The sequence below is a fragment of the Candidatus Poriferisodalis sp. genome, assembly GCF_965221945.1.
GTDB lineage: Bacteria > Actinomycetota > Acidimicrobiia > Acidimicrobiales > Poriferisodalaceae > Poriferisodalis.
The window spans coordinates 848,381-868,949 of record NZ_OZ244925.1; the positions used below are offsets into that span (position 1 = coordinate 848,381).

Sequence of the window (20,569 nt, forward strand, 5' to 3'; positions counted from 1 at the left end):
TTGGAATCTCAGGCCCACAGGGCTGAGATCGGCACTGCGGTGATGCGGTCGGCGAGGTCGAAGGTGTCGCGCCCGGTGTGGAACACGATGCCCGCGACGAAGCGCTCGTCCATCGAGTCGCGCAGCCATTGGAGGTGCCGGGCGTCGGAACGGCTCACCGCCGCGGCCGACTTGATCTCGACGCCAATGATTCGGCCGCCTCCGAGCTCTGCCACCATGTCGACTTCGCGGCGCCCGTCGCCGCTGCGCAGATGCATCAGGCGGTAGCGCGTGGTCGAGGCAGCAGCTTCTGCACGCAGCTGAGCGACAACGAAAGTGTCGATGAAGCGGCCGATCAGGTCGCCGGACGCGAGCACATCGTCGATGCCTACGCGCAGGATGCCGGCAAGGAGCCCTGAGTCGATCACGTAGCGCTTCGGCGCCCGGCTCATGCGCTTCAAGCGATTCGTTGACCACGCCGACAGATCGTCGGTCACCATCAGGTCGGCTAGCAGCCGGTCGTAGGCAACAGCGGTCTTGCGGCTGATGCCCGCTGCGTCGTACAGCGTCTTGTGGCTCGGTGTTCCTGCCGAATTCTCCGCATACGCCTGCAGGTACCGCTGCAGGCGGGCTGCGTCAGGCGCTTCGCTGTAGATGCGGGCGTCACGCAAAGCAATCTGGTCGGCGTAGCTCTCGAGCCACGCACGCCCGGTGCGGGGGCCAAGCTCGAGAGCCGGCTCGGGAAAGCCACCACACACCGCAAGCTCCACATAATCCCGCAGGTCCATCGGCGCTCGGTCACCTGCTGACAGTGGCTCGCCCGCTACCACCCGGTCGATGAAGGTGCTCTGTGTTTGTTGCCGCTGCTCGGCCACGCTCAGCGGGTACATACGCAGCACGACCACACGGCCTGTTCCCGGCCAGAAACGATCGTCGCGATCGGAGCGAAACGAGCCGGTGATGAGGAACCGACCAGGGCGGCGATCGGTGTCCACGGCACGCTTCACAGCACCGAGCACGTCGGGCACCATCTGCCACTCATCGAGCAGCACCGGCTCGTCTCGCTCCCGCAGCGCAGCGTCTGGGTTCGCACGGAATGCGGCGGCCTCGTCAGAGTCCAAGCGCACGACGGTGCGGGCGTAGCGACGCGCCGTCGTCGTCTTGCCACAAGCGCGTGGTCCGATGACCAGCACCGCAGGCAGCTCGGCCAGATAGTCGGTGATGAGGGCATCCGCTGTCCTGAGCACGTACTGGCTCATGGCACCAGTCTAGGCCGCAAGTCTCGATTCCCGCTATTTCGCGCTACTCATTCCCGATATTCCGCGTCATCAGTTCCCTAAATTTCACAGATCGGAGCAGGTTAACGTCTCCGGCGGCCCGATGATGCGAGGGTGTGCGGTTGCTTCGCCGAAGTAGCACTCGACGGCTTCGCAAACGTTGACGCACAATTCCTCGACGGATTCTGCTTGGGTGTGGATGCCGAAGTCGAGGGCGCTGGCCGAGTACCCGCCGTCAACGTCATCTTCGCTGACCTGAAAGATGATCCCAGGGACTTGCGGCGTCTCATTCATGCTTCAGGAGAGGGCTGCGGTGCCGGAGGTGATGAGGGGGTAGAGGCCGTCGGCGCCGATGCTGGTGGCCATGTTGCCGAGCACGGCCGACCAGTGGGCGTCGGAGCCGTATTCCTTGCGCCAGCTCCACAGGCGGCGGCTGAAGTGGTGCAGTGGGTACTCCTGGGTCATGCCCATGGCGCCGTGGGCCTGGTGGCAGGCCTTCGTCGCCCGAGCAGCCGCCTGGTTGGCGACGAGCTTCGCTGCGGCGATCTCGAACGGCGCGTCACCGCGGGTGGCCTCCCGGGCAGCCACTTCGGCGGCCATGCGGACCAGCGCTGCATCTTGCGCGGCCCAGACCAGGTGCTGCTGCACGGCCTGGAATCGCGCCACGGGGCGACCGAATTGGACTCGCTCGTTGGTGTAGCTGACGGTGAGCTGACACATCTTCTCGATAGCGCCGGCCATCAGTGCCACCCGGGACAAGGCGCCGCGTTGCGCCAACGCCCCAGCGTCGGCGCCGTCGGGCGCAGGTGCCGCTCGTGCGGTCACACCATCGAAGCGCACCGTGTCGCGGGGCTCGCCGGCCATGTTCGGCAGCGGCGTGATCTCGCACTCCGATGCCGGCACCGCGACCACGGTTGCCTGCCCATCGCAGGCACAGACGCAGACGATCACCTCTGCGCTGCGCGCCCACGGCACCCGATGGGCTTCGCCGGTCAGCACTGCAGTGCCGTCGCCGTTGAGATTCACCGAGCACGCGCCACCGCCCGACCAGCCACCCTCGGCTGGCCGAGGCGGGACGACCGTGACCAGACCGTCGGGGCGCTCGAGGCCGGCCTCGGCCAGCAGCCAGCCTCCGAGGATGCCGTTCTCAGCGGCTGGAATCGGCGCCGAGTGGTAGCCGACCAGACGCAGCACCTCCATGGCCTCAGCGAGCGTGCCACCCGACCCGCCTGACTCTTCGGGGACCGCGATGAGGTCGAAGCCGGTCTCGCGGAATGCCTCCCAGATGTCGGGTGCGCCGCCGCTGTCCTCGGCAGCCTGTACTGCCTCATGTGTGCACAGTTCGTTGAAGAGCCGGTGTGCGGTCTCGGTGACCAACTCGTCGACCACGACCGGCTCACCTGGAGCACGCGCCGTCATGCCGGCAGGCTGTGTCGATCGGGCTGCCGTCATGTCGGCAGCCCTTGGAGGCCCTTGGAGGCGACTGAGCGCAGGATTTCGATCGTGCCGCCCCGAATCGTGTTGCCGGGGAAGGTCACTACGCATTGAGCCAGCATTCGCTCGAACAGCGACTCCGATTCGGGCGAGTACTCCTCGTCGATGAGCTGCACGAGCTTCTCGACGACCTCCTGCTCGTAGCGCGTGCCCATCTCCTTCACCAGCGCGGACTCCACCGACGGGGCCTCGCCCTCGTCGATCAGCCGCGCCACCGACAGCGACAGGTTCCGGATGCTCCACCAGCGGGCCGCCAGCTCACCGAACAGATCCGACACCGTGTCTTCCATCGGCGTGCCTGCCGTTTCGCGCAGCAGCTGCTCCACCGTCGAGAACGGCGACAGCCAGCGGTCGGGGCCGCCGCGCTCGTAGGCCATCTCGGTGGTGTTCTGATGCCAGCCCATTCCGGGATCGCCGACGACATTGATGTCGGGCACATACACGTCGTGGAAGGTGACCTCGTTGAAGTGGTGACTCCCGTCGAGGAATGGGATCGGGCTGATCTCGAGGCCCGGCGAGCGCAGGTCGATCAGGAACTGCGAAAGCCCAGCGTGCTTGTTGCCGTCCTCCATCGGTGAGGTCCGCAACAGGCAGATGAACCAGTCGTTCATGTGCGCATTGGACGTCCAGATCTTCGTGCCGTTCACGATCCAGCCGTCGTCGGCGCGCTCGGCCCGGGTCGACACCGACGCCAGATCCGAGCCGCTGTCAGGCTCGCTCATGCCGATGGAGAAGCCCAGCTCTCCCCGGCAGATCGGCGGCAGGAATCGCTCACGCTGCTCGTCGGTGCCGAACTTCAGGATCACGTTGCCGGTCTGGCGGTCGCCCACCCAGTGATGCCCCACCGGCGCGCCCCACCGCAGCATCTCCTCCACCACGATGAAGCGCTGCACGGCGGTGCGGTCCGAGCCGCCCCAGCGTGACGGCAACGCCATGCCCACCCAGCCCCGGGCGGCCATCTTGGCCGAGAACTCGCGGTCGTGGTCCGCAGCCATTCCCAGGCAGGGTTCGTGGGAGCCCGGCGGCAGTTCGGCTGCCAGGAACTCGCGCACCTCAGCCTGGAGGCTGAGTTCGGGGCCGGTCAGTTCCGTCGGAGTGAATCGCATCTGGAGCCTTGTGTGGTGGACGGCCGTCTAGGCCAAGGCGAAGCCCTGGTAACCGTCGGCCGCCGCAGCATCGCAGATCTCAACGTAGGGCGGGAAGCCGACGAGGGGCATGAACACCCGTTTCTTGCCCGGGATATTGGATCCCAGATACCACGAGTTACACGTCGGGTACAGCGTCATGTCGGCGACAGCGTTGACGTGGTCGACCCATTTCGCCTCGGCTTCCGGCTGCGCCTCGATGGTCTTGATGCCGTACTCGCGCAGGTGGCCGAGGCATTCCGCAATCCAGTTCACGTGCTGTTCGATCGACGCGATCATGTTGGTCAGCACCGAGGGGCTGCCCGGACCCGACACGGTGAACAGGTTCGGAAAGCCGGCCACGCCGAGCCCGAGGTAGGTGCGAGGACCGGCATCCCAATGTTCGGCCAGCCGGATGCCGCCGCGCCCAGTGACGTTCATGCGCAGCAGTGTCCCGGTCATGGCGTCGAAGCCGGTCGCGAACACGATGGCGTCGGCGGCGTACTCCTGTCCGTCGACGACAATGCCGGCGGGGGAGATGCGCTCGATCGGCGACTCCGATACGTCTACTAGACGTACTTGGGGCAGGTTGTAGGTCTCGAAGTAGCTCGTGTCCAGGCACGGTCGCTTGCAGGCGATGGTGTTGTGCGGAGTGAGCTTCGCCGCGACTTCGGGATCGTGGACGGCGTCGGCGATCTTGGCGCGCACGAATTCAGCGATGCGCTGGTTCGATTCGGGATCGAGTGCGGTGTCGCCGTAGGCCCCATAGAACGTGAAGCCGCCCACCTCCCAGTGGCGCTCAAGCCGTTCGACGAACTCGTCAGGATCTGCGTCTTTGGCGAGATCATCCGAGCGGGGTAGGCGGGTGAGGAAGGCCGGCATCTCCTTGAGCGCCTTGGCGCGCAGATCGGAGTAGTTCGCCTTCCACTGGCCTTGTTCTTCGGGGTCAAGCGGCTCGTTGCGAGCTGGGATGGAGTAATTCGGCGTTCGCTGGAACACCGTCAGCTCCTCGCACTCCTGTGCGATCACCGGGATCGCCTGCACTGCGGACGAGCCCGTGCCGATCACTGCAACCGACTTGCCTGCTAAGTCCACGCCCTCATGCGGCCAGCGGCCCGTGTGATACGTGTCGCCCTCGAACGAATCGATCCCATCAAATCGGGGCGTGTTCGCCGTCGAAAGACAGCCGGTCGCCATGACCACGAAACGCGTCCGGTACTCGCCGCGGTCGGTCTGCAGCCTCCAGTGGCGGGCCTTGTCGTCCCAGTCGACGCGTTCGACGGTGGTCTCGAAGCGGATGTCGCGGCGTAGGTCGTAGCGGTCCGCGACATGGTTGGCGTAGCGCAGGATCTCCGGCTGGGACGAGTAGCGCTCGGTCCACTCCCAGTCCTGTTCAAGCTCGGGGTCGAACGAGTACGAGTACTGCATTGACTCGACGTCGCAGCGAGCGCCGGGGTAGCGGTTCCAGTACCACGTGCCGCCCACGCCGTCGGCCCGTTCGAGCACGACGGTGTCGAAACCGAGCCCGCGCAGCTTGTGGAGCATGTACATGCCGGCGAACCCGGCACCCACGACAACCACTTCGTTGACGTACGACCTGTGGCCGTTCGAGCTGGCCCCGTCCCCGCTGCTCATGGCCGGTCAGACTACCGAGGGCAGCTGAGAGCAGCCGGCGGCGGGCCGCTGTGGCACGCTCCGGGGGATGGGTGAACCCTGCGATCTCACCGCGACCCAGGCACGGCAGTTGATGGCAACCGCCGAGCTGTCGGCCGTCGAACTGCTGGAGTCGTGTCTTGCACGGGCCGATGCGACCAACGAGGCGGTGAATGCGCTCGTCAACCGCGATGACGACGCAGCGCGAGCAACGGCTCGTGCAATCGACGACGCCCGCGCCCGCGGCGACGAATTGGGGCCGCTGGCGGGCCTGCCGGTGGCGATCAAGGACATCCAGGCCACCGCAGGTTTGACCACGACCTTTGGCGCTGTGCCTTTCGCAGACAATGTGCCAATCGCCGACGACGGCATCGTGGCGCGGGTCCGGGCCGCCGACGCCGTCATCATCGGCAAGACGAACACGCCTGAGCTCAGCATCGGCGCGAACACCGTGAACCGGCTCTTCGGCGCCACCGGCAATCCGTTCGATCCCTCACGGACCTGTGGGGGCAGCTCGGGCGGTTCCGCTGTCGCGCTGTCGTGCGGGATGGCGCCGTTGGCTACCGGATCTGACCATGGCGGCAGCCTGCGCATCCCGGCCTCGTACTGCGGTGTGGCCGCTCATCGCTCCACGCCTGGCACGGTTGCACACGACGAGCGCACGATTGGGCGTACCAACTACAGCGTGCAGGGTCCGATGGCCCGCACCGTCGCTGATGTGGCGTTGTTGCTGTCGGTGGTGGCGGGCCGCGACCGTGCGGCACGCCGTGATCCCATGGCGTTCCCGTTGAACGCTGGGGAGTTCGCAGACCTCTCTGTGGTCGATGTGGCATCGCTGCGTGTGGGCGTCAGCGCCGACTTGGGTGGCCTGCTGGTCTCTCAGGCTGTCCGTTCCGTGTTCGCCGACCGTGTCGAGCGGCTGAGCGGCATCGTCGGCTCGGTGTCAGAGGCCGCCCTCGACCTCAGCGATGCGCTCGAAGTGGACTGGCAGCTCCGGTCGGACATCTTCGCCACCAACTACCACCGCAGCATCCACCGTTTCGATCCCGACGCCGCCGGGCCCGACGGCGGCTTCAACCCCAACATCCGCGCCACTTACGACGAAGCCTTGCGTACGACGGTGCTGGACATCGCAAAGGCGCGGAGGCGGCAGGTAGAGCTGTACCGGGCCACTGACGCGTTGTTCGACACCCTTGACGTGCTGATCTGCCCCGGCGTGAGCGTGCCGCCTTTTGACTGGCACCAGCTGTATCCCGCTGAGATCGACGGGCGACCTGTTCGCAACTACATGGCATGGCTGGGACTGTCGGCGGCGCTCACCGTGGTCGGCCATCCCACCACAGCCTTGCCCTGCGGACTCGACGGCCAGGGCACGCCGTTCGGACTGCAGCTTGTGGGTCCGAGCTACAGCGACCGGCAGTTGCTCGGGATGGCCGCGGCGATCGAAGCCGTGTTCGCCGACGATCCGGTTACCGCTCGGCCGGTACCCGATGTGGATTGGCTTGGCACGGTGCAGACCGCTTGCCGAACCGAGGGACGGCTGGTGCACGCTTCTTCGCTGGCTCAATAGTTACTGCCGGGGCGACCGGCGGCGGTGACCGTGAGGGTGGCTTCGACGAACAGCTCACGACCGTTGCTGGGGGCCGTGCGGGTGGTCCAGTTGACGGTGACCTCGGCGTTGTGGGCGCCGGCTGCGGCGGCTTCGGCTTGGGCGGCTTCGGTTGCTTGGGTCGTCGCCCACTCGCGGGCTTCGTCGAGGTTGTGCCACACCGGCGGATCGTCGCCCCAATGTGCCCGGTAGCTGCCGCGACGGGGCGCGGTCACGGTGATCTGTTTCGTGATGCGGACCCGGGCCACAGCTGCACCGACTGCATTGGCCACTTCGGCATGCGCTGGAACCACAGCAGTGGTGCCGAGCAGTGCCGCAACAAGCGGGGCATAGGTGGGGGCGGGGGCTCCGATGGCAACGATTGGCGATGCGACACCTGCGCCGAGGTGGGCGAGCGGTGTTGGATCAGCCGGAATCGATGCCACATCGCCTGCGACCGGCACGCCCGGCTGCTCGCTGGGCTCGAGCAAGCCCCACAGCGGGTTGGCTGAGCGATCACCGTGAGTGCTGCCGGTTTCGCTGGCGGTAGTTCGCCCGAGGTCGCGATGCCGGCGGTCGAGAGCTGCTTGCGCAAGCGGTCGCCTGGTTTCGCCAGGGGCAATGCCGTCCGCACCGAGCGCGACGCTGAGCAGCGCTTCAGCGGCGCCTCGCAGCGCGGAGCGCATCACGCGGCGGGACAGGTCGGCGGCGCCGGTACCGACGTTGACGCCGTAGCGGTCGCGCTGGCGGCTGAACAGCTCTGCTCCTGCGTGGGCCGCGGCCGCATCGCCCACCGATTCGGCATCGACCAACCCGAGAACGACGCAGGCGTCAGTCGGCGTCAATGCAGCGCGTCGCACCATGCCGCGGCGCTCAAGCCTTCCCACGGCACTGCGCCAGCGGGCCGACCGTTTCAGGTTCTCCAAGGGCAGCGCGCCGCCGGCGCTATCGACGAGCTGCAGCACCTCGTTCTCGAGACCGTCGAGGTGCTCAGTCGACGCAGGGATCGCGGCCCGCAACAGCACCTCCCCGAACTCTGCAAGGGGACGTTTGGACTCAAGCTGACGTTGCAGTATCGGCAGCACCGCGTCGGGGTGCCGTCGCGCTGCCACACACAGCGGCACCACTCTGCGAGGACCAACGGCCAGTTCGCCGAGGACTCCGTCGGGAGGAATGCTGATCTCGCTGTCGCCGCCAAGGCCCACGGTCATCGTCGGGAGTGCCGTGACCATCGTGGCGTGACCGCCGACCGTTGCAGTGCCGCCGTCAGCAGGGACGACCGCGCCGTTGCGGATCGCTGCGATGTCAGTCGTCGTGCCGCCGATGTCGACGACAAGGCAGCCCGCGTCGAGTGCATCTGCATCCGTCGCAGACGATGCGGCGAGGTGGCGGGCACCGATCACGCTGGCCGCAGGCCCCGACAACACCGTCTCGATCGGCCGCTGTGCCACGAACTCGGCCGAGACGAGCGAGCCATCGCCCCGAACGATCATCAGCCGTGCGTCGAGCCCGAGTGATCCCATGGCGGCACGGATTGCTTCGGTGAAGCGGGCAGTCACCGAGATGAGTTGCGCGTTGAGGAGGGTCGTGACCGCTCGTCGCGGACCGCCCAGCCGCGGCGACAGCTCGTGACTGCAGGTCACAGGTTTGCCAGTGCGTTCGCGGATCGCGTCCCGTGCGGAGAGTTCGTGTGCGGCATTGCGGACGCTGAACTGAGCTGCGACGGCATATGCCTCGACAGAAGCGTCGATTCGGTCGATGGCTCGTGTGAGCTCGCCGAGGTCGAGCGGGTCGCGCTCGTCACCGTGGGCGCTGTGCCCGCCTCCCACGATCACGACTGGAGCTGTCGCGAGGTCGCTGGTCGGCCGATCGCGCCCGCCCTCGGCGGGAGAGGTGTCTGCTCGTGAATTCAGATCCTCGCTCGTGCCGGTTGCAGTGCCGGGGCGCAGTCCGACGCGAGTCAGCGCTTCGGGCTCGAACCCGATGGCCACCAGGCCGGCAGGTCGTCCAGCGCCCTCGACCAATGCGTTGGTCGCCAGCGTCGTCGAGACCGCCACAAGTCCGATGTCGCTTGCGCTGACGTGGCTGCTGGCGAGCACATTCGTCATCGCCGCCACGACGCAGCCGTACAAGTCCTCATGGCTGGTCGGCGTCTTGGCTGCCGCGACCACCCGATCCGTGTTGTGGTCATAGACGACCGCGTCGGTAAACGTGCCGCCGGTGTCAACGCCCATACAGAAGCGGCCTGGCGGCGTTCGGAGCGGCTCTGTCACCGCCGCAAGTGTGCCAGCGCGAACCCTTCGGGAGTGCTGACCGCCCGGTCGAGTGGACTCGGGCGCCCGCGTCGGTGAGACTGCATGCACGGCGCCCGTTGCTTTCGCTGCGGTGCAACGATGGCCGCCGGCTGAACCCGAATGCAGCGCCGCAAGGAGGAACCGATGGGCGTCAAGTCAGTCAACGAGATGGTCGCGGAGGCCAAGACCCGTATCGACAACATCTCGCCGGAGGAGGCGCACCGACGGGTCACCGAGCAGGGAGCGCTGATCGTGGACATCCGTGACGTGCGCGAACTGCAGCGTGATGGCGCCATTCCGGGCTCGATGCACACGCCCCGAGGCATGCTCGAGTTCTGGGTCTCGCCCGATTCGCCCTACACCAAAGAGGTCTTCACCGAGGATCGCGAGTTCATCCTGTGCTGCGCCGGAGGCGCCCGCTCGGCCCTGTCCGCTGACACGATGGGCGACATGGGCGTTCCCCGGGTCAGCCATGTGATGACCGGCTTCGGCGGCTGGCGTGCCGACGGCATGCCGGTGACCGACTACGACACGTTCAGGTCGCAGCGCTGATCTCGGCACCCGTCTGAGCCCGACGAACAGTCTCAGCGCGTCGCTGTGACTGAGTCCACCGCGTCCGACGCCGCCGGTCCGTCCAAGCAGATCGTCGGCTATTGCGAACCATGGACATTGCGCGCCGGCGAGAGCATCCACCTGTTGGCATCGACTCACCGGCCAGGCCCTGCTGTGGTCGATGTCACCAGGATCGTCTGTGGTGATCCGACCCGCTACGGCCCAGGTTTTGAAGAACGTCCCGTCGATGCGATCGACAACTGGCCGGTTGAGCTCGACGAGCAGCCGCTCACCCCTGGCTCGCATGGGGTCGCATCTGTGGATGGGGTGCCGAGCGCGAAGCGCCTTGGACTACGGGTCTGGGTGATGCCAACCCTGCTCGATCGGCCGGCGCGCATCGTGACGCTGACCGCGCGCTCGTCTGACGCGCCGAGGGACTCATCGGAGTTCGAGGCATTGCGGCTCGACCTCGTGGACGGGCGCGCCGTCGCATCGACCTCGGCGGCTGGCACCGAGACGCGAGTGACGGTTGACGAGCTTCCGTTGACCTGCAACCGGTGGTACCTGCTCGATGTCGAGCTCGATGTCGAGACTGGAACGCTAAGCGCGGCCCTGGTCACGGCGCGCTCCGAATCGCCAGGGAGCGATGCCGTCGAGGCAAGCCGGCTGAGTGACATGACGTTTGTGGAACTGGAAGCCGAACTCGACGCTTCGGGGGGCGACGACCGTGTTCGGCACGCGGTCCGAGTCTCAGCCACGCCGGGGGCGCCAGTCGGCGCAGGTGTACTGGCTCCGGTCGAATTGTGGCTGGGCGCGGGCCCCGGAGGCGAACGGTTCGACGGCCGCATCGCACGGCCGAACCTGCGGTCCGGTGATTTCTCGGCATCGTGGGATCTGGCCTCCGACATGGCAGGGCGTCGAGTTCCCGCGAGCAACCCGAACTGTGGGCCAGTCGTGCTGCACCAGCTGCCGACGCGGGCCATCACGGGACCGGCATGGGACGGCTCGGCACACCGCTGGATCGACAACCCGGCGCATTTCGACGCAATCCATTTCCACCACGATGACCTGTACGACGCCGGGTGGGAGACCACGGTCACCGCAGCGTTGCCCGACGATCTGCCGAGCGGCATCTACGCATTCCGAGTGAGCGGTGCCGCCGGAGAGGACCGGGTGCCGTTCTTCGTCCGGCCCGCCGCAGGCGCCCCGACCGCCGATGTGGCACTGCTCATGCCCACGGCCACCTACATGGCCTACGCCAACCACCGGATGCTGTTCGAGGGCGCCGATTTCATCCCGACCAAGACACGCCTGCGGCCTGAGCATGCGTACATCCGCGACCATCCCGAACTGGGACGCAGCCACTACGAGAAGCACCCTGATCGAAGCGGCGTGATGTTCAACTCGCGCCGGCGGCCGGTGCTGAATCTCCGCCCAGGGGCCGACGGCTGGAACTTCACGCCCGACACCGACATCAACGCCTTCCTCGAACATCTTGAAGTCGGTCACGACATCGTCACCGACGAGGATCTGCACTTCGAAGGTCTCGCAGCCATCGTGCCGTACCGAGTGCTCGTCACCGGCAGCCACCCCGAGTACTGGTCGACCCCCATGCTGGACGCGCTCGCGGACTGGCAGCGCGAAGGCGGCCGGCTCATGTACCTCGGCGGCAATGGCTTCTATTGGCGGGTGGCATTCAGTGACGACTGGCCGGGTGCCATCGAGCTACGCCGGGCAGAGGACGGGGTGCGGAATTGGCAGACCGGGCCGGGGGAGAGCTACCACGCCTGGGGTGGTGAGTACGGCGGGCTGTGGCGTCGGCAAGGCCGGGCGCCGAACGAAATCTGCGGCATCGGGTTCGCCGCCCAAGGCTTCGAGAAGGCCACCTATTTTGTCCGAGATCCCCACGCCGACAGCTCCCGAGCTGTGTGGATCCTCGAAGGGGTGCCCGGCGAGCGCATCGGCACGTCAGGACTCGGCGGTGGCGCTGCCGGCCAGGAGGTCGACCGCTACGACCTCCGCCTCGGATCGCCCGACCATGCTGTGGTGCTGGCTTCGGCAACCACGTTCGGGCCCGACATGCTGCGGACCAAAGAAGAGTTCGAAGGCTCGGTGTTCTTTCCCACGCCCGATCCATATGTGCGCGCGGACATGGTGTTCTACGAGACGCCCAATGGCGGGGCGGTGTTCTCTGTGGGTTCGATCTCGTGGTTCGGCGCGCTGGCGCGCGACGGATACGACAACGACATCGCGCGCATCACGGCCAACGTTGTGCGACGGTTCGCAGACCCCGAGCCGTTCCCGCTGCCAGGCGTTGACTGAAGTTTCTCGCTGTGCCGCTTGGGGCGTTCAGGTCCTCGTGTGTGTGGGCCTGTTTGCCGCTCAGTCGTCTTTGCGGACTTGCCCCAGCAGCTCGCTGACTCGGTTCGCGGCAGGCGTGTAGTCGGCATCGACCTCGGGGCCAGGCACGAATTCGGGAATCTCGGCGCGTTCGGGGCCTGACGGAGCTGCGGTGCGAGCTCGCTGGGCAGGCGCAGTTGTGGCGGGCTCTGGTGAACCCTCGGCGACCGGTGCGGGAGCCGGCTGGGCGGCTGCCGGTTCCGAGGCTGCAGGCGCTGGACTCTCCGGAGCGGGGACGCCGGTTTCAGCACGTGCCGACTTGGAACGGGAGAGCAGAGCCGCCAAGCGGGGATCTCCGGCTTCGTCGCTCCCGGAGGCTTCTGCAGCGGGTGCTGGTTCGGGGGCAGTCTCTGTGGCCGGTGCTTCTGCGCTTGGGGCGGGCAGTCCGCGCGATTCGGCGGCCTCGGCACGGGCCTCGGCAATCCGGGCGCGCTCGGTTGCTGCTTCGATCTCTGCACGCGCCCGCTTGGCGAGGAACTGTGACCATTCGCCCTCGGGCACGAGCTTGCTGTGCGCAACAGATATGGCCTCGACGTCATTGTCGAAGCGCACGCGGTAACGCTTGATGGCGAAGCCGATACCGCGTCCGCATTTGCCTGCAGTGCCTTCGGGGACGCCCGAGATGTCCTCGGTCACTACTACCCGAGTACCGCGCCTGTACTCGATCATGACCCGGTTCCGCTGACACTCGCGTTCATCGTTGCGGGAGCGTACCGGCGAACGGTGCGAGCATCACGGAACGTCACGATTGACGCAGCGGGCGTCTCGGTGCGAGCTGCGCAGGCAGGGCCGTAATGTCGCCAGGACATTGGCATTTCCCGAGCGACATCGACTGTGGGGCCGTCTCACGGTCCGGGTGCCGGGCGACGGGTGAGACGGAGGTCAAGGCGTGAGCGAACGAACGGCGTTGGTGGTCGGCGGCACCGGTCCCACCGGACCGCACGTGGTGAAGGGCTTGCTCGAACGTGACTACCGGGTCACGATCTTGCACACGGGTCGTCACGAGGTCGACGAGATCACCGACCTTGTCGAGCACATCCATACCGACCCGTTCGACGCCGATCAATTCGCCGGCGCACTGGGTGCAGCGGAGTACGACTTGGCCGCGGTCATGTACGGGCGATTGCGGGAGATCGCCAAGGTGCTGGCGGGGCGCGTGAGCAAGTTCGTCAGCGTCGGCGGGTTCCCCGTGTACTCGGGCTGGGGCGATGCCGATGCGCTCTGGCCTGCCGGGATGCGCGCTCCCACCCGCGAGCATGATCGGCTGGTTTCCGACGAGCCGCCTGAGTTCCGCGTGAATCGCAAGGTCCGCCAGATCGCCGTGACCGAGCAGGTCGTGTTCGCGCAGCATCCCACCGCCTCGCACCTGCGGTACCCCTGGATCTACGGGCCCGGACAGATCAGCCCGCGCGAGTGGAAGATCGTGCGGCGCGTTCTCGACGGGCGGGAGCACATCGTGCTGCCCGATGGCGGCACGACCCTGCAAGGACAGGCGCACGCGCGCAATGCCGCAGCGATGCTGTTAGCCACCGTTGACGGCGGAGCGCGTTCGGCTGGCGAGGCGTACAACGTTGCCGACGAATGGACGCCCACGCTCATCCAATGGGTGGAGATTCTCGCTGCCGCGCTGGATCACACCTTTGAGATCGTGTCGATTCCCTGGGAATATGCAGCCGTCGGCCATCATCTGACGTTGCGCAGCACCCCGCATCATCGGATGATCGGGTGCGACAAGGCGATGTATCAGCTCGGTTACCGCGACGTCATCGACCCAGTCGAAGGTCTCGCTGAGACTGCGCGCTGGTTGTCCGACGAGGCCAACCACCCTGCGCCGGGCAGTGCCATGGAACGTTCGATCGGCGATCGGTTCGACTACGGGGCCGAAGACCAACTCATTGAGGCATGGCAGTCTGCGATGACCGATGCCGACATGGCGACCGTCGCCGCAGCTGCCGACCCCGGGTTCGTCGACCGCTATAGCGCCGCCTTCGACGATCGCCCCGGCGCCGACAAGGGGTGGACTTCCGTCAGCCGCTCCGGCTGACTAGTCGCGGCTGTCGGGCGCCAGTTCGACCTCGGTGGCTTTGACCGAGACCCACAGGGCGGTGCCGGGCCGGATCAGCAGTTCGTGGGCCGCGCCGGGCGTGATGTCGGCGGTGAGCGGCAGCGGCGCTCCGAGCAACACGCGGGTGATGTCTCCCAGCGGCTCGACGGCGTCCGCGGTCGTGCGCCACACGTTGCGCGGGCTGCCGCTGGGTCGCTCGCGATGCAGTGCGATCGCCCGCGGGTGAATCGTTGCCAGGACCGGCCCGTTCGCTGTTGTGTCGGCGGCGTGCAGCACGGTGGCTGGCCTGCGGCTCTGACCCGCCGTCGAGGGGTCATCGGGCGTCACGGTGACCTCCCCGCCCTGCGCCGTGCCTCGCACCAGGTTGATGCCTGACAGGTCGGCCGCGTATGGCGTCGCAGGTGCCCGTCGCAACTCTTCGGGCGTGCCCGACTGGGTGAGGCGACCGTCCTCAAGGATGTGCACCCGGTCGGCCAGGACAAATGCATCGGTGGGGTCGTGAGTGATGAGCAATCGGGGCACGTTCCCGGCGCCTTGCAGCGGTACCGGTGTCACGCTGCCGCCGTTGCGACCGCTGCTGAGGTGTGCTGCCAGATTGCGCCGGAGGCGATTGCGTGCGGTGACGTCCAGCGATCCGAGCGGCTCGTCCGCAAGCAGCAGGTCGGGTTGGCATGCGAGCGCTCGGGCCAGTGCGACCCGCTGGCGCTGGCCGCCCGACAGCGCTTTGGGCCGGCGGTGGGCAAGGTCGCCGAGGTCCATTGCACCGAGCCACGCTTGTGCCTGTTCGCGCGCCTCGGCCCGGCGCATCCCGCGAGCGGTCAAGCCGAAGGCGACGTTGTCGAGCGCGCTGAGATGTCGGAACAGGACTTGGTCTTGGAACACGACGCCAATGTGACGTTGTTCGGGCGGGACGAAGACGTCGGCCGCCGGGTCGTCGAGGACGCGGCCGGCGAGGTGGATGCCGCCGCCTTCGAGCGGTAGCAGTCCGGCGAGCGCCGCCACAATCGTGGATTTGCCGGCGCCGTTCGGTCCCAGCAGCGCCGCCGTCTCGCCGACTTCGACGCGCAGCGAGACATCCAGCTCGAAATCACCCCGCCGCAGCCCGATGTCGGCATCGAGAGCGCCGTCGGCTGTGTTGCGTGCTGCGGGAGTCATCGGCTCGGCCACCAACGGTCCCGCAGGGCGATCAGCAAACCCAGCGACAGGGCAACCAGCACCAAGCTGATGGCAACGGCGGCGTCACGGTCCGCTTCGAGCGCCACGAACACGGCGAGCGGCAGCGTCTGGGTGCGTCCCCCCAGATTGCCCGCAAATGTCACCGTCGCACCGAACTCACCGAGGGCCCGAGCCCACGCCACCACGACAGCAACACCCAGTGCCGGTCCGATCATCGGCAGCGTGACCCGCCACAGCGTGCGCAGCCGCGACGCTCCGAGCGTGGCAGAAGCGGCCTCATAGCGCCGGTCGAGATTCCGCAGCGCCCCTTCGACGGTGAGGATCACGAGCGGTGTGGCGACGAACGCATTCGCCAGGATGACACCCCAGATCGAGTACGGCAGCAGCAACCCGGTGGCGTCGTGCAGTGGTCCGCCGACGACGCCCCGGCGTCCGAGCGCGAACAGCAACGCTGCGCCGCCGACGACCGGTGGCAGCACCATCGGCAGCGTCACGAGTGCTCGAACCACCGAGCGGCCCCGGAAGGACACCCGCGCCAACACCCACGCCAAGGGAACGCCGACCGCGGCTGCGACGATCGCGGCGGCAACAGACGACACCACCGAGAGCACTGCGGCGTCCACCACGAAGCGGCTCGACAGGTGCGTCCAGAGCCCGGTCCACGGTGTGCGCGCTGCCAACCCAACAACGGGCAGGGCGAACAGCACGACGCCGACGGTCGCCAGAATTGCCACGGGCCACGGCGGCAGGTCCCGCTGCGTCCGGCGCATCACTCGTCCGTCGGAGCGGCCACTACTCACAGGAGTCGTTCCGTCGGTCATGGCGCGCCGAATCCGTGGTCAGAAAACGCACCACGCGCCGAACTCGTCCGCAGGTGCTTCACAAACGCTTCGGCCGCTGCACGATTTGGCGCATCGGCCAGCACTGCGGCAGCGTATGACGTTCGAGGCGCTGTACCGGCGGTCCAGCCCAGACTCACGATGGAACCGTTCTGCGAGCCAACTCCCGCGTTCGGGGCAGTGTCGCTGGCATACACCACGGCGGCGTCGAGTTCACCGGCGGCCAGCTTGGTGATCAGGGCGCGTACGTTCGGCTCATCGGTGTCCGGGACCGGTTCGATCCCGGCCTGAGCCAAGCCTGTTCGGGCCAGAGCGCCGCAGGGAACCTCGGCCGCGCACAGCCCGATCAGCAGCTCGGGCCGGGCCAGGTCGGTGAGCGACGTCACACCGGCGTCGTTGCCCGCCGGTACTGCCAGCACCAGCGAGTTTCGGGCCACCACGACGGGTGCGCTCGCCAACCCGACTTCGTCGCGGATGGTGTCGAGATGGACAGGGTCAGCGGGGATGAACACGTCGGCCGGTGCGCCGGCGAGTACCTGTTCGCGCAGCGCTGAACTTCCTGCCCCCGCGATCAGCACGTCCACGCCTGGGTGGAGCTGTTCGAAGTCGCCGGCGAGCATCTCGGCAACCGGCAGCAATGAGGCGGCAACGAGGACATGCAGGCTGCCGTCGAGTGCCGCGTCTGGGGATCTGGCCGATTCGCTGTCACGACTCGACATGCATCCGGCCACGAACGGCAGCGTCGCCATGGTCAGCAACGCCAGCGCAGCACCGACGCGGGTAGAAGCCCGGCGTTTCTCGCTGCGGCAGCCACCCATAGTCGCGCCAGTGTGCCCGGCCCGCGGAGCGATTGAGCCCGGGCGTATGGTTCCGGCCATGGCCACGACGCTCGATTGGTACGGGTGCGCGACATTCCGGCTGCGCACCGCAGGTCTCACCATCTTTCTGGATGCCTATATCGACCGGGCACAAAACGCCGTTGGACCCGGCCTGCGGGCAGACGATGTCACCGAGGCTGACTGGGTACTCGTGGGCCATTCCCACTTCGACCACCTCTATGGCGCTGAGCGGATCGTTGCCAACACCGACGCCACGCTGGTTGCTTCGTACGAGTCAGTGCGGCTCATGGCCGAAGCCGGCATCCCGGCAGACCGGATGATCTGCGTAGCCGGTGGAGAGACGGTCGACTTGAGCCGGGGGGACCGGGGGAACGGTGTACGCGTGTCGGTGTACCCGAGCCAGCACTCCTGCGTGTGGTCGCACACCCAGATGCACCAACCTGGCGAGGTGTGCCTCGGTGACCTGGGCGTCACCTGGCAGGAACAGCAGGAGCGCTTCGCCCAGTTGATGAAGTACCTGGCCAGCGAGGTCGATCCAGCGACGAGCGAGCACATCGCGGCATCAGCAGTCGGTCACAGCAATCGGGGCGACGGGGGAGCGCTGCTGTTCCTGATCGAGGCACCCGACGGCTCAGTGCTGTTCCAGGACACCTCGGGGCACTGGTCAGGGGTGATGCACGATCTTCGCCCTGATGTGGCGATCCTCGCGGCGGCTGGCCGGGGAAACATCGACGGCGAGCCCATCCAGGGCTCGCTGGCCCAATTCATCGGCCGTCAAGCCGACCTACTCCGGCCCCGCAAGATCATCCTCGGTCACCACGACAACTGGCTGCCGGGGTTCTCAGTGCCCACGGACACATCCAGCATCGCGGACGAACTGGCTCGCGTCACGCCCGGCGTCGAGTTCCTCGAGCCCGGCTACATGGAGGCCACGCAGATCCTGTCGTAGCCGAGCCCAACGGCACCCGCTCAGGCTCTCGTCGCTCTGTGGCTAGCGAGCGCGCAGAGGCTGCCAGCGACGGTAGGTCGCACTACGCCACAGCCATTCAAGGGGCCCGAACCCGAATCGCGCAAGCCACGCCTGTGACCACCAGAGCTGCAGCGCCCACACGCTCACCACGAATATGGCGATGCTGCTGCGGGTGAGCGAAACGTCACCGAGCAGCCATCGAAGCACCACCATGCCCACCGCAGTCTGCGTGAGGTAGTTCGTAAGCGCCATCTGTCCTGCGGCTCGGATGCGCCGCCGCGCCGGCGAATTGCTTCGGCGATTCCACAGCACGATCAAGCTCAGGTAAGCCATACAGATGGGCACGGTGGCGACGGTGTTCGGGATGGTTCCTGCGATGGCCCAGTCGATGTCGAAATCGGTTCCCACCATCAGCGCGAGACCTGCACCCGACAGCGGCAGCCCGATGCCCAGGCCCCATGCCGCCATGCGGCGGTAGAACGACGGCGCCTTGTTGCCGCCGATGACGCCCGTCCGGTACAGCGCCACGCCGATGAGCATGGCGCCCAAGGCTCGCCCGAAGTAATCCGCGAGAAACCACGTCTCTACGACGTCGTAGTAGTCGCCGTAGTGCCAGAAGTCGATGAGGACGCTGGAGAAGCTTCGCAGAGACGATTGCACGCTCCAAGAGATGACTGCCACCGCTGCGTAGAACGCACCGCCCAACGCGAAGAGCACTTTGGGCGGCAGTCGCCGCAGCGCAAGCACGACCGGGGCGCACAAGGCGTACACCGTGAGCACGTCGCCGTCCCATACGAGCAGATGCACCACGCCCATGACGAGCAGCAGTGCGTTGCGCCACAGGCTCAGCAGCACACTGCGCCGACCCTTCGCAGCGGCGCGCTCAGCGAACAGCACGATGCCTGCGCCGAACAGCATGGAGAATAAACCCATGAGTTTCTGATCGGCAAAGATCTCTCCGGCACCGCCGATGAGCCAGTCCAGCAGCGTGCGCGATCCGGCTGCGTCGAGATTGGTGTACGCCGCAGCGGGCAGGCCGAACGACACGGCGTTCATGACCAAGATGCCGAGCACCGCCACGCCACGCACCGCATCGAGGGTGGAATTCCGCTCACTTGACGGCGTTGGCAAGGCCTCCGACGGCATCGGAGTCAGTCGAAGTCTTGGGCGCTGCAGGTCGACTTCGGGGTCAGTCGAAGGTGATGACGGTTCGGTTTGAGGTGCCGGCCTTCATCCAGGAGTAGCCCTCGTTGACCTGTTCGAGGCCGATGCGTCCCGAGATCATCTCGTCCAGCATGAGGCGCCCGTCGAGGTAGAGCTCGACCATCATCGGGATGTCGCTGCGGAACTGGTTCGAGCCCATCATCGAGCCCTGCAGCTTCTTTTCTGACAGGAAGTCGATGCCGCGCAGCTCGACCCTGGTCTTGGAGGGAACCATGCCGATCACGGTTGCGGTGCCGCCGATGTCGAGCATCCCGAAGGCTTGTTGCACGGTCTGGGCCAAGCCGATGGCTTCGAAGCTGTACTCCACGCCGCCGCCGGTCATGTCCTTGACGGCGGTGACGACGTCGTCCACCTCACCGGCATTGACCGTGTCGGTAGCGCCCAGCTGGCGGGCTGTCTCAAGCTTCTCATCGGTCATGTCGACGGCGATGATGCGGCCCGCCCCGGCGACCCTTGCGCCCTGCACGGCCGAGAGCCCGATGCCACCGCAGCCGATCACGCAGACCACGCTGCCGACGCCGACACCGGCGGTGTTGACGGCCGCACCGAACCCGGTAGTCACTCCGCAGCCAATGAGGCACGCCCGATCGAGCGGCATGTCAGGACGGATTTTCACCAACGCGTTCTGGTGCACCAGCATCGCCTCGGCGAATCCCCCGAGGCGGGCCATCTGGCCGACTTCGGTGCCGTCGTCCCGGCTGAGCCGGGCGGCTGCGTCCTTCGGGCGGGATGTTGCCCGGACATTGGTGCAGCGATGAGGATTGCCCGATAGGCAGCGGTGACACTGGCCGCAGAAGATCGACAGGCAGGCCACGACATGGTCGCCGGGAGAGACGTAGTTGACGTCGGAACCGATCGCTTCGACCACGCCGGCGGACTCGTGGCCCATCACCAGGGGGAGCGGCGTCCGGAACAGCCCCTCCATGAAATGCAGATCGCTGTGGCACAGACCGGCACCGACGGTGCGGATCAGCACCTCGTTCGGCCCGGGTGCGTCAATGCGCAGATCCTCGATTACCAGGTCCCCGGGCTGTTCGCAGAGCACAGCAGCCTTCATGTCACGCCCCCTCGCGTTGGTCGGCCGTCCGAGTTGGC

Annotated in this window: 17 protein-coding genes; 5 read left to right on the forward strand and 12 right to left on the reverse strand. The window is 67.0% G+C overall.

The genetic code is table 11. The features are described 5' to 3' along the window. Window positions 1-8: 8 nt before the first annotated feature. From ACOQPH_RS03930 to ACOQPH_RS03950, 5 genes are all read right to left on the reverse strand, one after another. Entirely contained in the window at window positions 9-1,238 is a 1,230-nt protein-coding gene (locus ACOQPH_RS03930) for an ATP-binding protein (protein ID WP_420623432.1), read from the reverse strand. Between the two features lie 84 nt (window positions 1,239-1,322). Then, window positions 1,323-1,550, reverse strand: coding sequence for a type II toxin-antitoxin system HicB family antitoxin (locus tag ACOQPH_RS03935; RefSeq protein ID WP_420623433.1), 228 nt, complete (start codon window positions 1,548-1,550; stop codon window positions 1,323-1,325). Between the two features lie 3 nt (window positions 1,551-1,553). Continuing rightward, on the reverse strand, window positions 1,554-2,675 hold the full coding sequence (locus tag ACOQPH_RS03940; RefSeq protein WP_420623434.1) for an acyl-CoA dehydrogenase family protein: 1,122 nt from the start codon (window positions 2,673-2,675) through the stop codon (window positions 1,554-1,556). A gap of 29 nt (window positions 2,676-2,704) precedes the next feature. Beyond that, window positions 2,705-3,856: an acyl-CoA dehydrogenase family protein gene (locus ACOQPH_RS03945; RefSeq protein ID WP_420623435.1), complete on the reverse strand. Its 1,152-nt coding sequence runs from the start codon at window positions 3,854-3,856 to the stop codon at window positions 2,705-2,707. A gap of 27 nt (window positions 3,857-3,883) precedes the next feature. Further along, window positions 3,884-5,509, reverse strand: coding sequence for a flavin-containing monooxygenase (locus ACOQPH_RS03950; RefSeq protein ID WP_420623436.1), 1,626 nt, complete (start codon window positions 5,507-5,509; stop codon window positions 3,884-3,886). A gap of 67 nt (window positions 5,510-5,576) precedes the next feature. Here ACOQPH_RS03950 and ACOQPH_RS03955 point away from each other — a divergent pair, with 67 nt between their 5' ends. Continuing rightward, window positions 5,577-7,097 (forward strand): amidase, encoded by a 1,521-nt coding sequence (locus ACOQPH_RS03955; protein ID WP_420623437.1) that lies wholly within the window; start codon window positions 5,577-5,579, stop codon window positions 7,095-7,097. Here the strand turns inward: ACOQPH_RS03955 and ACOQPH_RS03960 are convergent. Beyond that, on the reverse strand, window positions 7,091-9,388 hold the full coding sequence (locus tag ACOQPH_RS03960; protein ID WP_420623438.1) for a hydantoinase/oxoprolinase N-terminal domain-containing protein: 2,298 nt from the start codon (window positions 9,386-9,388) through the stop codon (window positions 7,091-7,093). The two genes, ACOQPH_RS03955 and ACOQPH_RS03960, sit on opposite strands and share 7 nt — an antisense overlap. Window positions 9,389-9,553: 165 nt before the next feature. Here ACOQPH_RS03960 and ACOQPH_RS03965 point away from each other — a divergent pair, with 165 nt between their 5' ends. Together ACOQPH_RS03965 and ACOQPH_RS03970 are read left to right on the forward strand one after the other, a co-directional pair. Then, window positions 9,554-9,961 (forward strand): rhodanese-like domain-containing protein, encoded by a 408-nt coding sequence (locus tag ACOQPH_RS03965; RefSeq protein WP_420623439.1) that lies wholly within the window; start codon window positions 9,554-9,556, stop codon window positions 9,959-9,961. A gap of 45 nt (window positions 9,962-10,006) precedes the next feature. Further along, a complete protein-coding gene (locus tag ACOQPH_RS03970) occupies window positions 10,007-12,283 on the forward strand; it encodes a N,N-dimethylformamidase beta subunit family domain-containing protein (RefSeq protein WP_420623440.1) in 2,277 nt (758 codons plus the stop codon). Window positions 12,284-12,343: 60 nt separating this feature from the next. Here the strand turns inward: ACOQPH_RS03970 and ACOQPH_RS03975 are convergent, their stop codons facing one another. Further along, window positions 12,344-13,030, reverse strand: a complete 687-nt coding sequence (locus tag ACOQPH_RS03975) for a hypothetical protein (RefSeq protein ID WP_420623441.1) — start codon at window positions 13,028-13,030, stop codon at window positions 12,344-12,346. A gap of 220 nt (window positions 13,031-13,250) precedes the next feature. Here ACOQPH_RS03975 and ACOQPH_RS03980 point away from each other — a divergent pair, with 220 nt between their 5' ends. After that, window positions 13,251-14,405: an epimerase gene (locus ACOQPH_RS03980; RefSeq protein WP_420623442.1), complete on the forward strand. Its 1,155-nt coding sequence runs from the start codon at window positions 13,251-13,253 to the stop codon at window positions 14,403-14,405. Here ACOQPH_RS03980 and ACOQPH_RS03985 read toward each other — a convergent pair whose 3' ends face one another. Genes ACOQPH_RS03985 through modA form a run of 3 tightly spaced genes read right to left on the reverse strand, consistent with a single transcriptional unit; the run spans window position 14,406 to window position 17,319 of the window. Then, the gene (locus ACOQPH_RS03985; protein WP_420623443.1) at window positions 14,406-15,581 is read right to left on the reverse strand and encodes an ABC transporter ATP-binding protein; all 1,176 of its coding nucleotides are present in this window, start codon (window positions 15,579-15,581) and stop codon (window positions 14,406-14,408) included. Then, window positions 15,578-16,423, reverse strand: a complete 846-nt coding sequence (gene modB / locus ACOQPH_RS03990; RefSeq protein ID WP_419552753.1) for a molybdate ABC transporter permease subunit — start codon at window positions 16,421-16,423, stop codon at window positions 15,578-15,580. Before modB ends, ACOQPH_RS03985 begins: the two co-directional genes overlap by 4 nt. Then, window positions 16,420-17,319: a molybdate ABC transporter substrate-binding protein gene (gene modA / locus ACOQPH_RS03995; RefSeq protein WP_420623444.1), complete on the reverse strand. Its 900-nt coding sequence runs from the start codon at window positions 17,317-17,319 to the stop codon at window positions 16,420-16,422. The genes modB and modA overlap by 4 nt, the downstream gene beginning before the upstream one ends. Here modA and ACOQPH_RS04000 point away from each other — a divergent pair. Then, on the forward strand, window positions 17,318-18,229 hold the full coding sequence (locus ACOQPH_RS04000; protein WP_420623445.1) for an MBL fold metallo-hydrolase: 912 nt from the start codon (window positions 17,318-17,320) through the stop codon (window positions 18,227-18,229). The two genes, modA and ACOQPH_RS04000, sit on opposite strands and share 2 nt — an antisense overlap. 42 nt (window positions 18,230-18,271) lie before the next feature. Here ACOQPH_RS04000 and ACOQPH_RS04005 read toward each other — a convergent pair whose 3' ends face one another. Beyond that, window positions 18,272-19,396 carry a DUF418 domain-containing protein gene (locus ACOQPH_RS04005; RefSeq protein WP_420623446.1) on the reverse strand — a complete coding sequence of 375 codons (1,125 nt, stop codon included), beginning with the start codon at window positions 19,394-19,396 and terminating at the stop codon, window positions 18,272-18,274. A 43-nt stretch (window positions 19,397-19,439) separates the two neighbouring features. Continuing rightward, complete coding sequence (locus ACOQPH_RS04010) at window positions 19,440-20,531, reverse strand: Zn-dependent alcohol dehydrogenase (protein WP_420623447.1); 1,092 nt, start codon at window positions 20,529-20,531, stop codon at window positions 19,440-19,442. Between the last annotated feature and the right edge of the window lie 38 nt (window positions 20,532-20,569).

Coding starts and splice junctions, on each gene's coding strand:
- modB (WP_419552753.1), bottom strand. CDS start 16,423: ATGACCGACGGAACGACTCCTGTGAGTAGTGGCCGCTCCGACGGACGA.
- ACOQPH_RS03965 (WP_420623439.1), top strand. CDS start 9,554: ATGGGCGTCAAGTCAGTCAACGAGATGGTCGCGGAGGCCAAGACCCGT.
- ACOQPH_RS03930 (WP_420623432.1), bottom strand. CDS start 1,238: ATGAGCCAGTACGTGCTCAGGACAGCGGATGCCCTCATCACCGACTAT.
- ACOQPH_RS03985 (WP_420623443.1), bottom strand. CDS start 15,581: ATGACTCCCGCAGCACGCAACACAGCCGACGGCGCTCTCGATGCCGAC.
- ACOQPH_RS03975 (WP_420623441.1), bottom strand. CDS start 13,030: ATGATCGAGTACAGGCGCGGTACTCGGGTAGTAGTGACCGAGGACATC.
- modA (WP_420623444.1), bottom strand. CDS start 17,319: ATGGCCGGAACCATACGCCCGGGCTCAATCGCTCCGCGGGCCGGGCAC.
- ACOQPH_RS03945 (WP_420623435.1), bottom strand. CDS start 3,856: ATGCGATTCACTCCGACGGAACTGACCGGCCCCGAACTCAGCCTCCAG.
- ACOQPH_RS04000 (WP_420623445.1), top strand. CDS start 17,318: ATGGCCACGACGCTCGATTGGTACGGGTGCGCGACATTCCGGCTGCGC.
- ACOQPH_RS03955 (WP_420623437.1), top strand. CDS start 5,577: ATGGGTGAACCCTGCGATCTCACCGCGACCCAGGCACGGCAGTTGATG.
- ACOQPH_RS04010 (WP_420623447.1), bottom strand. CDS start 20,531: ATGAAGGCTGCTGTGCTCTGCGAACAGCCCGGGGACCTGGTAATCGAG.
- ACOQPH_RS03940 (WP_420623434.1), bottom strand. CDS start 2,675: ATGACGGCGCGTGCTCCAGGTGAGCCGGTCGTGGTCGACGAGTTGGTC.
- ACOQPH_RS03935 (WP_420623433.1), bottom strand. CDS start 1,550: ATGAATGAGACGCCGCAAGTCCCTGGGATCATCTTTCAGGTCAGCGAA.
- ACOQPH_RS04005 (WP_420623446.1), bottom strand. CDS start 19,396: ATGCCGTCGGAGGCCTTGCCAACGCCGTCAAGTGAGCGGAATTCCACC.
- ACOQPH_RS03950 (WP_420623436.1), bottom strand. CDS start 5,509: ATGAGCAGCGGGGACGGGGCCAGCTCGAACGGCCACAGGTCGTACGTC.